Source organism: Streptomyces sp. NPDC015242 (genome assembly GCF_043079125.1).
In the GTDB taxonomy this organism is placed as follows: Bacteria; Actinomycetota; Actinomycetes; order Streptomycetales; family Streptomycetaceae; genus Streptomyces.
The window spans coordinates 79,904-93,806 of sequence record NZ_JBIBUF010000001.1; the positions used below are offsets into that span (position 1 = coordinate 79,904).

Genomic DNA, 13,903 nt, shown 5'->3' on the forward strand with positions numbered 1-13,903 from the left:
GTCAGCGGCCCAGGGGGCGCCGGGGCAGGGGCGAGGAGTACACGACGCTCGTCGTCACCGAACCCAGTGCCCCGATCCTCCCGGACACCTCCTCCAGGTGGCGCATCGACCGGGCCGTCACCTTGATGACGAAGCAGTCGTCGCCCGTGACGTGGTGCGCCTCCAGGATCTCCGGGGTGGCGGCGACGAGGTCGTGGAAGGGCTTGTAGTTGCCGGTCGGGTACCGCAGCCGCACGAACGCGAGGATCGGCAGCCCGAGCCGTTCGGGATCCACCACCGCCGCGTAGCCCTGGATGACCCCGGTCTCCTCCATCCGCCGCACCCGCTCGGTGACCGCGCTCGCGGACATGGAGACGGCGCGGGCCAGCTCGGCGAAACTGGCGCGGCCCTCGCGCTGGAGGACGTCGAGGATGCGCCAGTCGGTGGCGTCCGGGGAATACGCGGTCATTCCCGAGCAATAGCAGGGGAATCCCCGGCGGATCAAGCCGTACGCAGCGGATCGCTCCTTCAGGGCGCCGGTCCGCGGCCGTAGCTTTGTGGTCATGACCACCACCGTGAACTCCGTCCTGCGGGTCGCGCCCGCCACCCCGGCCGAGGCCGCCGCCCACTTCCGCGCCGGGCTCGCCTTCCACACCGACGTGTCGGACGTGGCCGCCGCGCTGGCGTCCGGCGGCGATCCCGGCTTCGTCCTCGTAGACTCCCGCTCCACCGAGGCCTGGGACCAGGGCCACGTCCCCGGCGCCCTGCACCTGCCGACCGCGCTCATGGCCGAGCAGGCGGGGCAGCTCCTCGACCGGTCCGTACCGGTCGTGACGTACTGCTGGGGTCCGGGCTGCGACGGTGCCGCGCGGGCGGCCCTCGCCCTCGCCGAACTCGGCTACCGGGTCAAGGAGATGCTCGGCGGCTTCGAGTACTGGGTGCGCGAGGGCTTCGCGTTCGAGACCGCCCGGGGCCTCGAACGCCGGGACCCGGACCCGCTGACGGCTCCCCTGGACACCGGCGCCTGCGGCTGCTGAACCCCCGTGCTTCCAACGTGAGTTGACCCTGTAGGTTCTTGCGCCATGGTGCGATACGCGGATCCGGGCGTCGTGGAGTGGGTGGAATCGGGCGGCGGGCCGCTGATAGCGGTGCCCGAGACGGTCCTGCCGTTCTGGGCGGGCGCCGACGGCGAGGAGACGGCCTCCGACTACGACCGGGCCTGCGAGGTGGACGGGCACGTCGGTCTGCTCCCGGTGGGCGACTCCACGGCCCTCGTGCTGGGCGACGAGCCCGCCGCGACCGCGTACCTGCCCGACCAGGCCGCCTTCGTCCGGTGGCGGGCCGGCGACTCCGAAGCCGGCCTGCTGGCGGGTGTGCCCTCGGCCATGGCGACCGCGGAGTGGGGGCCGGAGGTGCTGTGGGAAGTGCCCGGCACCGTCCTGCTGTTCGACGCGGCCTGGCCCGGCACGGCCCCGGCCGGAACGGAGCAGATCCGGGTCGCCCTGGAGCCCGGCCGCTACGCGGTCCGCGCGGCGCAGGCCCAGCCGGGCCCCGAGACCTGGCTGGGCCTGGTCCAGCTCCGCCTGCTGGCGCCGCGCCGGACGACACCACACCAGTAGTGCTCGGTCAGGTTCCGGTGGGGGATGCCCGGCGACCCCGCCCGCCCCACCGCCCGCCTCATCGCCCGGCTCGGCGACCGACGAGGCGGGCTGGATCACCGGCGAGGTCATCCACTCCGACGGCGGCTTCCCGCGCTGATCACAGGGCGGACAGCTCGTCCACCAGGTCGTCCAGCCCCAGCGAGCCCTGCGACAGCGCCGCCATGTGCCACGCCTTCGCGTCGAAGGCGTCCCCGTGGCGCTTGCGGGCGTTCTCGCGGCCCAGCAGCCAGGCCCGCTCGCCCAGCTTGTAGCCGATGGCCTGGCCCGGCATCGACAGGTAGCGGGTCAGCTCGCTCTCCACGAAGTCCGACGGCCGGCTGCTGTGCGCGCCGAAGAACTCCTGCGCCAGCGCGGGCGTCCAGCGCTCGCCGGGGTGGAAGGGCGAGTCGCCGGGGATCGTCAGCTCCAGGTGCATGCCGATGTCGATGATCACGCGCACGGCCCGCATCATCTGGGCGTCCAGGTAGCCGAGCCGTCGCTCGGGGTCCGTCAGGAAGCCCAGCTCGTCCATCAGCCGCTCCGCGTACAGGGCCCAGCCCTCGGCGTTGGCGCTCACCATGCCGACGCTCGCCTGGTAGCGGGAGAGGTCCTGCGCCACGTGCTTCCACTGGGCCAGCTGGAGATGGTGGCCGGGCACGCCCTCGTGGTACCAGGTCGACACCAGGTCGTAGACCGGGAAGCGGTCCTTGCCCATGGTGGGCAGCCAGGTGCAACCCGGGCGGGAGAAGTCGTCCGACGGGGGCGTGTAGTACGGGGCCGCCGCGCTGCCGGGAGGCGCGATGCGCGACTCGACCCGGCGCACCCGCTCGGCCAGGTCGAAGTGGGTGCCGTCGAGCGCGTCCATCGCCTCGTCCATCAGACCCTGCAGCCAGTCGCGCACCTCGTCGACGCCCTCGATGTGCGTCCCGTGCTCGTCGAGGTGCGCCAGCGCCACCCACGGCGTGGCCGCGCCCGGCAGGATCTTCTCGGCCTCCGTCTTCATCTCGGCCAGGAGACGGTGGTACTCGGACCAGCCGTAGGCGTAAGCCTCGTCCAGGTCGAGGTCCGTGCCGTTGAAGTGGCGGACCCAGAGGGCGTACCGCTCCCGGCCCACCACGTCCGGCGCGCCCTCGATCGCCGGCGCGTACACGTCCCGCATCCAGTCGCGCAGCCGCACCACGGCCTCGGTGGCCCCACGGGCCGCCGTGTCCAGCTCCGTGCGCAGCGACTCGGGGCCGGCGGCCGCGTACTGCTCGAACCAGCCGTGTCCCCGGCCGTCCGCGTCGGCCCACTCGCCGAGCTGCTCCACGAACGTGGCCGTGGCGCGGGGGCCGGCGTACAGCTTCCGCTCCAGGCCTTGCGCCAGGGACTCCCGGTAGCCCTCCAGGGCGGCCGGGACCGCGCGCAGCCGCTCGGAGATCGCCGCCCAGTCCTGCTCCGACCGCGCCGGCGTCACGGTGAACACCTGGCGCACCGCGTGCGCGACCGAGCTCAGGTTGCTGACCGAGCGCAGGCTCTCGTCGGCCTCGTGCACGGCCAGTTCGGCGGTGAGCCGCTCGCGCAGCAGCCGGGCGCAGCGCCGCTCGATGTCGCTGTCCGCGCCGGGCCGCCGCTCCGCCTCGTCCAGCCGGGCCAGCGTCCGGCGTGCCAGCTCCGCGAGCGCCTCCTGGCCCGCAGGGGAGGTGTCGGGCAGCTTGCCGGAACTCTCGGAGACGCCGAGGAAGGTGCCGGTGATCGGGTCGAGGGCGACGAGCTCGTCGACATAGGCGTCGGCGACCTCACGGGGCAGCGGGCTCTTGATCTCAGACATGCGGCCATCCTCGTACGGGGGACCGCGCACGTCACGCGGATTGAGCCGAGGGCGAAGGCGGCAGCAGCGGCCCGCACTCCCACTGCTGGAAGATCAGCCGGGTCTCCACCCGGGCGACCTCCCGCCGCGCCGTGAACTCGTCCAGCACGAGCCGCTGCAGATCCGCCATGTCGGCGACCGCGACGTGGACCAGGTAGTCGTCCGGCCCGGTCAGGTGGAAGACCGTGCGCGACTCGGGCAGCGCCCGGATCCGCTCCACGAACGGCCCGACCAGCTCCCGCCGGTGCGGCCTGACCTGCACCGAGAGCAGCGCCTCCAGGCCGCGCCCCAGCTTGGCCGGATCCAGCTCCAGCCGGTGCCCGAGGATCACGCCCGAGCGGCGCAGCCGGGCCACCCGGTCCAGGCACGTCGACGGCGCCACCCCGACCTGCGCGGCGAGATCCCGGTAGGTCGCCCGGGCGTCGTTCTGCAGCAGCCGCAGCAGATGGAGATCCACCGGGTCCAGTACGACAGAGTCCGCCATGCGCCGAACGTAGCACGGGGTTCACCGCCGCAGACCCGGCCGGTGTTCACCCTTCGGTCATGGACACAGCGAGCATGGGCGCCCACGACGACGTACCCACCGCACCGCGAGCACTCGCCACCGAGGCCGTGCACGCCGGGCGGGACGACCTGGCCCGGCAAGGGCTGCACGCCCCGCCGATCGACCTGTCCACCACCTACCCGTCCTACGACAGCCGCGGTGAGGCGGCCCGTATCGACGCGTTCGCCGCGACCGGTGCCGAGCCGGACGGCCCGCCGGTGTACGGGCGGCTGGGCAATCCGACCGTCGCCCGCTTCGAGACCGCCCTGGCCCGTCTGGAGGGCACCGAGGCGGCGGTCGCCTTCGCCAGCGGCATGGCCGCGCTGAGCGCCGTCCTGCTGGTGCGCGGCTCGATGGGCCTGCGCCACGTGGTCGCCGTGCGCCCCCTGTACGGCTGCAGCGACCACCTGCTGACCGCCGGGCTGCTGGGCTCGGAGGTGACCTGGACCGACCCGGCCGGGGTCGCCGACGCGCTGCGCCCGGACACCGGCCTGGTCCTGGTGGAGTCCCCGGCCAACCCCACCCTCGCCGAGGTGGACCTGCGGGCGGTGGCGCACGCCTGCGGCTCGGTGCCGCTGCTGGTCGACAACACCTTCGCCACCCCGGTCCTCCAGCGCCCGGCCGGGCAGGGGGCGCGGCTGGTGCTGCACAGCGCCACCAAGTACCTCGGCGGGCACGGGGACGTGCTGGCCGGCGTGGTCGCCTGCGACGAGGAGTTCGCGGGCCGGCTGCGCCAGGTGCGCTTCGCGACCGGCGGCGTCCTGCACCCGCTGGCCGGCTATTTGCTGCTGCGGGGCCTGTCCACCCTGCCCGTCCGGGTGCGGGCCGCGTCCGCCACGGCGGCCGAGCTCGCCCGGCGCCTGGCCGCCGACCCGCGCGTGGGCCGCGTGCACTACCCGCGCATCGGCGGCGCCATGGTCGCTTTCGAGGTCCACGGCGACCCCCACGAGGTCATCACCGGGGTCCGCCTCGTCACCCCGGCGGTCAGCCTCGGCAGCGTCGACACCCTCATCCAGCACCCGGCGTCCATCAGCCACCGCATCGTGGACGCGGAGGACCGCAGGGGAGCGGGGGTCAGCGACCGTCTGCTGCGCCTGTCGGTGGGGCTGGAGGACGTGGAGGACCTCTGGTCGGATCTCGACCAGGCCCTGAAGCGCCTCGAGACGGGTGCGGGGAACGGCGCGACCGGCCACCGCGCCTCCGCACCCGCCCACTGAAGCACGCCCCTACGGTGCGGAGGCGCTCCCCAGTTCCTCCGCACCGGCCGGCACCGCGGACTCCTCCAGCCGCGCCGTGATGACCAGCGTCCCTTCCTCGACCTGGTAGTCGAGCGGCAGCCCGAGCCCCCGCATCGCGGCGACCATCCCCGTGTTGGACGCCTGTGTCACGGCGTACACGCTGGCGCACCCCGCCTCGACGGCCATGGTCACGAGCCGCGCGAGCAACTGTGCGCCCACACCACGCCGTTGCCACGCGTCCTCCACCAGCAGCGCGACTTCCGTCTCGTCGCCGTCCCACAGGAGGTGGCCGAGCCCGACGATCCGCCCGGACGCGGTCTGCACGGCGAGCGTGCGGCCGAAGCGCGGGCTCAGCAGGTGGTTCAGATACCGGTCCGCGTCCCCGACCGGCCCGTGGTAGCGCAGCTTCAGCGTTCGCGGCGAGCACCGCTCGTGCATCGCCCGGGCCGCCTCCAGGTCCCGGGTGTCGGCCCGCCGGACGGTGATGTCGCTGCCCTCGGCGAGGGTCAGCACGTCCCGGCCGCGCGGGAGGCGCGGCCCGAGCCGGGCGTCCAGTTCGACCAGGGCCCTGGCCCGGGCGAACTCGGTCGGGGTGAACGGCAGATAGGGCCGCTCCACGATGATCGCTCCGCCCTCGGGGGCGCGCAGCCGCATCACCGTCTCGTCGAGGGCGCCCTCCACCCCGAGGCCGCCGGGGATCCGCTCGCCGCCGACCGGTGCGGGCAGCGACCGGATGGTGCACCTGCCCAGCAACTGGCGCAGCGCCAGAGGTAGTTCCGCAGCGTCCAGGGCGGTGCGGGCGGCCAGGGAGAGGACCCGGGTCGGCGCGTCCACCAGGTCGTGCGCGTCGGCCCGCTCGATCCAGGTGTCGCTGCCGCCGGCCGACGAGACCGCCGTGGTGATCACGGCGGCCGGCAGCTCGCCCGGGGCCCGCAGCAGGAACTCGTCCACCGTGCCCTCGGCCAGCGGATGCGTCTGCAGGCTGAGGATGTCGACGCGGTGTCCGGCCAGGGCCGCGCACAGCGCGGCCAGCGAGCCGGGTTCGTCCTTCACCGTGGTCCGCATCCGCCACAGGGTGTTCGCCCCCGGCACCGGCTGCGGTGCCGGGGACTCGGTATCACTCGCCGGCGGCGCGTGGTCGTGTCGCCGTGTTCGCCGGGCCCGGAACGCCTCGGCGAGCCGCTGCCACGGCGTGGCGGCACGGCGGTCGTCGTTCGGGTGCGGCACCTGGGTCACTTCTCGCGTCATGCACCCACTGTGACGGAATGGTGTTGCGCGATCGAGAACGCTTTGTGACCAGAGGGTAAAGGGCCCAGTTTCCCCCCTTTGTCGACCCTTCAAACGTTGCGCTCCGTGCCTACTGCCCGACCCGGCCCGGCTGCAGGACCTTCGTGTAGAGCACGGTGCCGTCCTGCTCGCGCAGACGCACCGTCAGCTCCCCGCTGCCGCCGTCGATGTCGACCTCGCCGAAGAACTGGTAGCCGCCGGCCGGTGAGACGTTGGCCGTGGTGGGGGCCTTCACGAAGACGCGTTCCGGACCGAAGGTGCCGTCCAGGGCACTGGCCGGGAAGGCACCGGCGTTGAGCGGCCCCGAGACGAACTCCCAGAACGGCTCGAAGTCGGTGAAGGCGGCCCTGGACGGCTGGTAGTGCTGCGCCGAGGTGTGGTGCACGTCGGCGGTCAGCCACACCGTGCCCGTGATCCGCCGGTGCTTGACGAACCGCAGCAGCTCGGCGATCTGCAGCTCACGGCCCAGCGGCTTGCCGGGGTCGCCCTGGGCGACGGCCTCGAAGTTCGGCCTGCCGTCACCGGTGTCCGGGACGACCAGGCCGATGGGCATGTCGGAGGCGATCACCTTCCACACCGCCCGCGAGCGGGACAGCTCCCGCTTGAGCCACTCCAGCTGCTCGCGTCCGAGGATGCCCTGCGGGTCGGCCGGCTGGTCGTCGGGGGAGTTGGCGTTGCGGTAGGTGCGCATGTCCAGGACGAAGACGTCCAGCAGCGGGCCGTGGTGCTGCACCCGGTAGACCCGGCCGTCGGGGCGGCGCAGCGTGGAGATCGGGAAGTACTCCGAGAACGCCCGGCGGGCCCGGGCGGCGAGGACGTCGACGCGCTTCTCGGTGTAGCGGGTGTCGGTGAGGATCTCGCCGGGGTACCAGTTGTTGGTGACCTCGTGGTCGTCCCACTGGACGATGGAGGGCACCCGGGCGTTGAAGGCGCGCAGGTTCTCGTCGAGCAGGTTGTAGCGGAAGTTGCCGCGGAACTCCCCGAGCGTCTCGGCGACCTTCGCCTTCTCCTCGGTGGTGACGTTCCGCCAGGTGCGGCCGTCGGGCAGGGCGACGGTCCCGGTGATCGGGCCGTCGGCGTAGATGTTGTCGCCGCTGCACAGGAAGAAGTCGGGGTCCAGGGCGGCCATCGCGTTGTAGATCGTGTAGCCGCCGAACTCCGGATTGATGCCCCAGCCCTGCCCGGCCAGGTCGCCGGACCAGACGAAGCGCACGCCGTCACGGCGCTTCACGGAGGCCGTGCGGAAGGTGCCGGTGACCGGCTCGCCGGTGCGGCGGGGGTCGTCCGGGTCGGCGAGCAGCACGCGGTAGTGGATCTGCTCGCCGGGCGGCAGACCGCGCAGCCGGGTCGTGCCCGTGAAGTCCGTGCCGGAGCCCAGCAGCGGGCCGTGCCATCTGCGCGGGTTGCGGAACGACTCGGTGGCCGACGTCTCGACGATCATGCGGGCCGGCCGGTCGGAGCGCACCCACACGAGCCCGGAGTCGCAGGTCACGTCGCCTGCCTGGACGCCCCACGCCGCGTTCGGGCGGCCCGAGCGCGCGAAGGCCGGCGCCGCGCCGAGCGCGGTGGGCAGGGACAGGGCCGCCGACGCGGCGAGGGAGCCGCGCAGGACGCTACGGCGCCCGGGGAAGGGACGGTGGGACATGGATACGCCTCCAGGGACGGGATCCGGCCAGTGTGCAGAGCCACACCTACTGGCACGCCGCAGCGCGCACACGAACCCCAAGTGAACAACCGGCCGCGGGGCGGGGGAACCCATGGGCGCGCCGCCCCGCGGCCGGTGGCCGCCCGTGCCGTCAGCCGGTGGCCGCCCGCGCCATCAGCCGTACGCCCTCGGCGATCCGGGCGGGCGGCAGGTGCGCGTAGCCCAGCACGAGCCGTACCTCCTTCGCCCCGGCGTCCCGGTCCGGGGCGTGGGCGCAGTCCGACAGGGGGCGGACCGCCACTCCGTCCGCCGCCACGCGTGCGAGGAACCGCTCCTCGGGGCCGTACCGCTCCGGCAGCGTGGCGATGACGTGCAGTCCCGCGGCGATCCCGGACACCCGGGAGCCGGGGAAGTCCGCCTCCAGGGCAGCGACCAGCGCGTCGCGCCGCTCGCGGTAGGCGCGCTGGCAGCGTCGGAGCTGGCGGTCGTAGTCGCCGCGCTCCAGGAAGTGCGCGAACAGCGCCTGGTCGAGGGCCGGGTGGCCGAGGTCCATGGTGCGCTTGCGTTCGACGACGTCGTCCGTCCAGGACTCCGGCACCAGCAGCCAGCCCAGCCGCAGTCCCGGGGCGAGCGACTTGCTCACCGAGCCCGTGTAGGCGACGTGGTCCGGTCCCAGGCCCTGGAGGGCGCCGACGGGGGCGCGGTCGTAGCGGAAGTCGCCGTCGTAGTCGTCCTCCAGGACGAGACCGTCCACGGCCCGCGCCCAGTCCAGCAGCGCGGCACGGCGGCCGGCCGAGTAGGCGATGCCGGTGGGGAACTGGTGGGCCGGCGTCGTCACCACGGCCCGCACGCCCGATGCCCGCAACCGCTCCGGGACGATGCCCTCGCCGTCCACGGGCACGGGCACGGCGGTGACCCCGGCCGCTCCGTACAGCGCGTCGTGCTGAGGGCTGCCGGGGTCCTCGACCCCGACCGTGCGCATCCCGCGCGCGTGCATCGCGAAACCGAGCAGGGTCGTCGCCTGGGCTACCCCGGAGACCACCACGATCCGCTCCGGGTCGGCGACCACGCCCCGCCGCCGGGCGAGCAGTTCGGCCAGCGCGGTGCGCAGCCGGGGCAGTCCCCGCGGATCGGGGTAGCCCAGCTCGCGGTGCGGCAGTTCCGCGAGCACCCCGCGCTGTGCGGCCGCCCACGCCGAGCGCGGGAACAGCGCCAGGTCCGGCGTCCCGGGCACGAAGTCCGCGCGGGCGCCCGGCGTGCGCGGAGCGAGGTCGTGCGCACGCGGCGGCGCCGCACGTACGGCCGCCCCCACCCATGTCCCGGCGCCCCGGCCGCTGCGCAGGTAGCCCTCCGCCGTCAGTTGCTCGTACGCCTCCGTGACGAGCCCCCGCGACACCCCCAGGTCCGCCGCCAGGTCACGGCTGGACGGCAGCCGGGTGCCCGGGGCCAGCCGGCCCGAGCGGACCGCCTCGCGCAGCGCCGCCTGAAGGGAGCGCCCACGCGTGCGTGCCGGAACGGCGACGGCGGGAAGCAGCAGCTCCCACGCGGCGGACGCGGCAACCGCGCCCGGTTCGCTCTGCGTCGGCCTCATGAGCAGAGACCTTAAGGGCTTTTGGGCGCGGGCGGCCGCCGCCCCGGTGTCAGCGGCTGCCGTCGAGCACCACCCGGGCCACCAGGGCCGGGTCGTCGTTCATCGGGACGTGACCGCAGCCGGGCAGGCGCACCAGCCGGGCCCGCGGGATGACGGTCTTGGCGCGCACGCCCTGGCGGGGGACGAGCAGCCGGTCCCGGTCGCCCCACGCCACGGTGACGGGCGGGCCCACGATGTCGTCGGTGAACCGCACGGTCCGGCCCGATCGGAGCGTCTCCGAGAAGCCCTGGGCACGGGCCAGCGCGAGCGTCTCGGCGACGACCGCCTCGGGTGAACGGCGGCCGGGCCGGGCGTAGATGGTGCTCGTCAGCACCGTCCGGCCGAGCGCGGGGCGCGCCAGCCGCTCGACCACGGGCGGCGGGATCCGCCGGGCGATCCGCCGCATCGCCGCCAGCACGGTGAAGGCGTAACGCCGTTCGGCGTCGTTCCAGAAGCCGGCGGGGGACAGGGCCGTGACCGAGCGGACCAGTCCCGTCCGGGCCAGGTCCAGGGCCAGCAGGCCGCCCAGCGAGTTGCCCGCCACGTGCGGCCGTTCGATCCGCAGCGCCGCGCAGAGCGCCACCAGCACGGCGTTCATCGTCGGCAGGTCGTGCGCCATGCCGTCCGGGAGCGCCGGCGACTCACCGCACCCCGGCAGGTCCACGGCGATGACGTCGCGTTCGGCCGCCAGCGCGGACAGCACCGGGTCCCACGCCTGCCGGTGGTGACCGATGCCGTGCAGCAGCAGGAGCGGTTCGCCGCCGCCCCGGCGCGTGTAGGCGAGGGTCACGGGCCGCTCGCCGCGCGCGGTGGCGACGTCGAAGGTGACGGTGGTGGGCATGCGGTGCTCCTCGTCTGGGCTCTCCGGCGGACGCTGTAGACAGCTTGTCAGCAAGTGCTACCGGTGGGTAGCCCCCGGAGCCCGCCGCCTTCACGGCCCCGACACGGCCCCCGGACACACGCAACGCGACCGGTCTGTCCGGGAAGGAGGGATTCCGCCTGGACAGGGCCACGGCCGTGGGCTGGGATGGGGCCGTGACCACCGAGACCGCCACCGACGTCTTCGAAGCCCACCGTCCCGTCCTGCTGGGCGTCGCCTACCGCATGCTGGGCCGCGTCGCCGACGCGGAGGACGTCGTCCAGGACGCCTGGCTGCGCTGGTCCGGCGCCGACCGCGCGGACGTGCGGGAACCGCGCGGCTATCTCGTCCGGATCACCACCCGCCTCGCCATCGACCGGCTGCGCCAGATCAAGTCCCGCGGCGAGACCTACGTCGGCCCCTGGCTGCCGGAGCCCTACGTCACGGACTTCGGCGCCACCGTGCCGGACACCGCGGAGCGGGCCGTGCTCGCCGACTCCGTCTCGTTCGCCGTCCTCGTCGTCCTGGAATCGCTGTCGCCGCTGGAGCGGGCGGTGTTCGTGCTGCGCGAGGCCTTCGGGTTCCCCTACGCCGACATCGCCGCCATGCTCGACCGCGGCGAACCGGCCGTCCGGCAGCTCGCCGGACGCGCCCGCAAGCACGTCGAGGAGGGCCGGCCCCGCTACGAGGTCGACCCCGCCCAGCGCCGGGACCTCACCGAACGCTTCCTCGCCGCCGCGGCCGGAGGGGACCTCGAAGGGCTGATGGAGCTGCTCGCCCCGGACGTCCGGCTGGTCGGCGACAGCGGCGGCAAGGCACGCGCCCCGCTGCGCGTGCTGGAGAGCGCCGACAAGGTGGGCCGCTTCCTGATCGGCGCCGCGCGCAAGGGCGTCCAGGACCTCTCGGTGCGGTTCCTGGAACTCAACGGCGGCCCGGCCGTGCTGATGCTGTCCGGCGGCACACCCGACGCGGTGTTCCAGCTCGACGTGGCCGGGGGACGCGTCCAGGCCGTCTACGTCGTCCGCAACCCCGACAAACTGCGGTCCCTGGCCCTCTGACGGAGGCCGCCCCGGCGTTCACGAAGCCCGCGTTGCCGTCCCGTGAACGTTCCCGGCATTGGTCTTGACCAAGGATCAGGGCCGCCCTATGGTCGCAGAGAAGTGAAACAACCTTTAATAAACAAGGGCGCTGAATCGCCGCCGACCACGGCTCTTGCGGAGGACAGGGTGGGGACCACGCAGCTGGAATCGGTGCCGGAACCGAAGTACTGGCATCTCAAGACCGTGCTCAGCCAAGCGCTCGACTCGGAGTTCTCGGTGGGGGAGATCCTGCCCAACGAGCGTGATCTGGCGGCCCGCTTCGGCGTCGCCCGCGCCACCCTCCGCCAGGCCCTGGAACAGCTCGAACTGGAAGGCAGGCTGCAGCGCCGCCGCGGCGTCGGGACCACCGTCGCCCCGCCCCGCATGGGCGTCTCCCTCGGCACCGGCCCGCACACCTGGCCGGGCGGCCCCGACGACGCCTGGCAGCCGGTCGACTGCACGGCGGCGGTGCCGCCCGCGGCCGTCGCCGACGCGCTGGAGACGGGCCGCGACGAGCCGGTGCACATCGTGCGCCGCTCGCGCGTCTCGCACGGCCGCCCGGTGGCCGCCGAACTGCTCTACGTCCCGGAGTTCTCGGTGCCCGAGCTGACCGGCATCGACGCGCCGTCGGGTGCGGCACGCGCGCGTGCGGTGCTGCGCGAACTGCAGCGCCGGGACCTGGAGCGGCAGGAGAACGCGGTCGAACTCGGCTCCGCCGGGGCGGACGACGCGAAGGAGCTGGACCGCCTGCCCGGGGCGCCCGTCCTGGTCGTCACGACCCGGTTCGTCGCCGCCGGGCGCACGGCAGCGCTGTCGGTGGCGACGTACCGCGCCGACACGTGCCGGCTGACCTTCGGTGACGCGGGAGGCGTGGAGATCCACGCCGGGCCGCAGCGGAAGGCGTCCTGAGCCGCCGCCGGAAGCGCCGGGGGCGCTGATACGCCGGCGGCGCCGATGTGCCCGGGGCGCGACAGGCCGGGAGCCTCAGAAGGGCGTCGCCCGGCCTTCCACCGTGAAGAGCTGCTCCTCGACGTGGTCCAGGGCGAGGCGCAGGGCGCCCGTCGCCACCGCCGCGTCGCCGAGGCGGGAGAGGGTCACCTGCGGCGGGCGCAGACAGTACCGGGCGAGCTCCCGGCGCAGGGGGTCCAGGACGCCGTCCAGGCCCGCCGCCCAGCCGCCGACGACGACGAGCTCCGGGTCCAGGGCGAGGGCGAGGGCCGCCACGTCGTGGACCAGGCGCTGGAGGAAGCGGTCGACGGCCGCCCGGGCCCGCTGGTCGCCCTCCCGGGCCTGGGCGAAGACCTCGGCGACCGCCTGCTCGTCGAGGGGGTGCAGGGGCTCGTCCGTGGTCGACAGCAGCGTCTCGGGCGTCACCTCCCGGCCCAGCAGGTGCAGTGCCCCGATCTCGCCGGCCGCGCCGCCGTAACCGCGGTGCAGCCGCCCGCCGATCAGCGAACCGGCGCCCGGGCTGAGCCCCGCCAGCACGAACACCACGTCGTCCGACTCGGTGGCCGCGCCCTTCCAGTGCTCGGCGACGACCGCCGCGTTGGCGTCGTTCTCCACCAGCACCGGGCACTTGAAGGACCGGCTGAGCCGCTCGCCCAGCCGCAGCCCAGTCCACCCCGGCAGCGCGGTCCCGAGCCGCACCGTGCCGTCCGCCTCGACGATCCCGGGCGTCGCCACGCCCACGGCCCGCAGCGAGCCCCGCGCGACCCCGGCCCGGCGCAGCAGTTCGGCGACGGCCCCGCGCAGCCGCTCCAGCCGCTCGTCGGCCTCCGCCGTCTCCGCCACGTCCTTGGCCTGGGAGCCGATCACCCGGCCGTCCAGGTCGGACAGGAGCACGGCCACCCGGCGCGCCCCGACCTCCACGCCGAGCAGATGCCCGGCCTCCGCCCGGAACCGGAACCGCCGCGCCGGCCGCCCCTGCCGCCGGGCCGCCCCCTCCTCGGCCGCCTTCTCGACGACCAGGCCGGCCTCGATGAGCCCCTCCACGACGCCCTCGACCGTCGGCCTCGACAGCCCCGTCACCCGGGTGATCTCGGTCAGCGTCGCGCAGTCCGTGGCACGCAGCGCGTGCAGCACCACCGCGGAGTTGATCCTTCGCAGCAGCGAGGGATCCCCGCCGGTCAGCCGCCCCACCGTCCGTCCTCCCA

At 74.4% G+C, this 13,903-nt stretch carries 13 protein-coding genes; 5 read left to right on the forward strand and 8 right to left on the reverse strand.

Annotated elements, in window-relative coordinates:
• Nucleotide 1 precedes the first annotated feature (1 nt).
• Complete coding sequence (locus tag ACF07N_RS00395; RefSeq protein ID WP_392106482.1) at nucleotides 2–448, reverse strand: Lrp/AsnC family transcriptional regulator; 447 nt, start codon at nucleotides 446–448, stop codon at nucleotides 2–4.
• 94 nt (nucleotides 449–542) lie between these two features.
• Here ACF07N_RS00395 and ACF07N_RS00400 point away from each other — a divergent pair, with 94 nt between their 5' ends.
• Nucleotides 543–1,016: a rhodanese-like domain-containing protein gene (locus ACF07N_RS00400; RefSeq protein ID WP_383343417.1), complete on the forward strand. Its 474-nt coding sequence runs from the start codon at nucleotides 543–545 to the stop codon at nucleotides 1,014–1,016.
• A 45-nt stretch (nucleotides 1,017–1,061) separates the two neighbouring features.
• Complete coding sequence (locus ACF07N_RS00405; protein WP_383332876.1) at nucleotides 1,062–1,598, forward strand: immunity 21 family protein; 537 nt, start codon at nucleotides 1,062–1,064, stop codon at nucleotides 1,596–1,598.
• A gap of 139 nt (nucleotides 1,599–1,737) precedes the next feature.
• Here the strand turns inward: ACF07N_RS00405 and ACF07N_RS00410 are convergent, their stop codons facing one another.
• Together ACF07N_RS00410 and ACF07N_RS00415 are read right to left on the reverse strand one after the other, a co-directional pair.
• Complete coding sequence (locus ACF07N_RS00410) at nucleotides 1,738–3,429, reverse strand: DUF885 domain-containing protein (protein WP_392106486.1); 1,692 nt, start codon at nucleotides 3,427–3,429, stop codon at nucleotides 1,738–1,740.
• Between the two features lie 31 nt (nucleotides 3,430–3,460).
• On the reverse strand, nucleotides 3,461–3,952 hold the full coding sequence (locus tag ACF07N_RS00415) for an Lrp/AsnC family transcriptional regulator (protein ID WP_383332872.1): 492 nt from the start codon (nucleotides 3,950–3,952) through the stop codon (nucleotides 3,461–3,463).
• Between the two features lie 59 nt (nucleotides 3,953–4,011).
• Between ACF07N_RS00415 and ACF07N_RS00420 the strand changes: the two genes are divergently transcribed.
• Nucleotides 4,012–5,229: a trans-sulfuration enzyme family protein gene (locus tag ACF07N_RS00420; protein ID WP_392106490.1), complete on the forward strand. Its 1,218-nt coding sequence runs from the start codon at nucleotides 4,012–4,014 to the stop codon at nucleotides 5,227–5,229.
• Between the two features lie 9 nt (nucleotides 5,230–5,238).
• Here ACF07N_RS00420 and ACF07N_RS00425 read toward each other — a convergent pair whose 3' ends face one another.
• From ACF07N_RS00425 to ACF07N_RS00440, 4 genes are all read right to left on the reverse strand, one after another.
• Nucleotides 5,239–6,498, reverse strand: coding sequence for a GNAT family N-acetyltransferase (locus ACF07N_RS00425; protein ID WP_392106492.1), 1,260 nt, complete (start codon nucleotides 6,496–6,498; stop codon nucleotides 5,239–5,241).
• A 109-nt stretch (nucleotides 6,499–6,607) separates the two neighbouring features.
• Nucleotides 6,608–8,182 carry an alkaline phosphatase D family protein gene (locus tag ACF07N_RS00430; RefSeq protein WP_392106495.1) on the reverse strand — a complete coding sequence of 525 codons (1,575 nt, stop codon included), beginning with the start codon at nucleotides 8,180–8,182 and terminating at the stop codon, nucleotides 6,608–6,610.
• A gap of 151 nt (nucleotides 8,183–8,333) precedes the next feature.
• Nucleotides 8,334–9,773, reverse strand: coding sequence for a PLP-dependent aminotransferase family protein (locus ACF07N_RS00435; RefSeq protein WP_392106498.1), 1,440 nt, complete (start codon nucleotides 9,771–9,773; stop codon nucleotides 8,334–8,336).
• A gap of 49 nt (nucleotides 9,774–9,822) precedes the next feature.
• Complete coding sequence (locus tag ACF07N_RS00440; RefSeq protein ID WP_392106501.1) at nucleotides 9,823–10,653, reverse strand: alpha/beta fold hydrolase; 831 nt, start codon at nucleotides 10,651–10,653, stop codon at nucleotides 9,823–9,825.
• 194 nt (nucleotides 10,654–10,847) lie between these two features.
• Here ACF07N_RS00440 and ACF07N_RS00445 point away from each other — a divergent pair, with 194 nt between their 5' ends.
• Together ACF07N_RS00445 and ACF07N_RS00450 are read left to right on the forward strand one after the other, a co-directional pair.
• Entirely contained in the window at nucleotides 10,848–11,729 is an 882-nt protein-coding gene (locus ACF07N_RS00445) for an RNA polymerase sigma-70 factor (protein WP_392106504.1), read from the forward strand.
• Between the two features lie 168 nt (nucleotides 11,730–11,897).
• Nucleotides 11,898–12,659 (forward strand): GntR family transcriptional regulator, encoded by a 762-nt coding sequence (locus ACF07N_RS00450; protein ID WP_383332858.1) that lies wholly within the window; start codon nucleotides 11,898–11,900, stop codon nucleotides 12,657–12,659.
• Nucleotides 12,660–12,734: 75 nt separating this feature from the next.
• Here ACF07N_RS00450 and ACF07N_RS00455 read toward each other — a convergent pair whose 3' ends face one another.
• Nucleotides 12,735–13,889, reverse strand: coding sequence for an ROK family transcriptional regulator (locus tag ACF07N_RS00455; protein ID WP_392106507.1), 1,155 nt, complete (start codon nucleotides 13,887–13,889; stop codon nucleotides 12,735–12,737).
• Between the last annotated feature and the right edge of the window lie 14 nt (nucleotides 13,890–13,903).

Bases quoted from the DNA above. Each gene is read 5' to 3' on its own strand.
- ACF07N_RS00400 (WP_383343417.1), top strand. From the start codon at position 543: ATGACCACCACCGTGAACTCCGTCCTGCGGGTCGCGCCCGCCACCCCG.
- ACF07N_RS00440 (WP_392106501.1), bottom strand. From the start codon at position 10,653: ATGCCCACCACCGTCACCTTCGACGTCGCCACCGCGCGCGGCGAGCGG.
- ACF07N_RS00430 (WP_392106495.1), bottom strand. From the start codon at position 8,182: ATGTCCCACCGTCCCTTCCCCGGGCGCCGTAGCGTCCTGCGCGGCTCC.
- ACF07N_RS00425 (WP_392106492.1), bottom strand. From the start codon at position 6,498: ATGACGCGAGAAGTGACCCAGGTGCCGCACCCGAACGACGACCGCCGT.
- ACF07N_RS00435 (WP_392106498.1), bottom strand. From the start codon at position 9,773: ATGAGGCCGACGCAGAGCGAACCGGGCGCGGTTGCCGCGTCCGCCGCG.
- ACF07N_RS00395 (WP_392106482.1), bottom strand. From the start codon at position 448: ATGACCGCGTATTCCCCGGACGCCACCGACTGGCGCATCCTCGACGTC.
- ACF07N_RS00405 (WP_383332876.1), top strand. From the start codon at position 1,062: ATGGTGCGATACGCGGATCCGGGCGTCGTGGAGTGGGTGGAATCGGGC.
- ACF07N_RS00415 (WP_383332872.1), bottom strand. From the start codon at position 3,952: ATGGCGGACTCTGTCGTACTGGACCCGGTGGATCTCCATCTGCTGCGG.
- ACF07N_RS00420 (WP_392106490.1), top strand. From the start codon at position 4,012: ATGGACACAGCGAGCATGGGCGCCCACGACGACGTACCCACCGCACCG.
- ACF07N_RS00410 (WP_392106486.1), bottom strand. From the start codon at position 3,429: ATGTCTGAGATCAAGAGCCCGCTGCCCCGTGAGGTCGCCGACGCCTAT.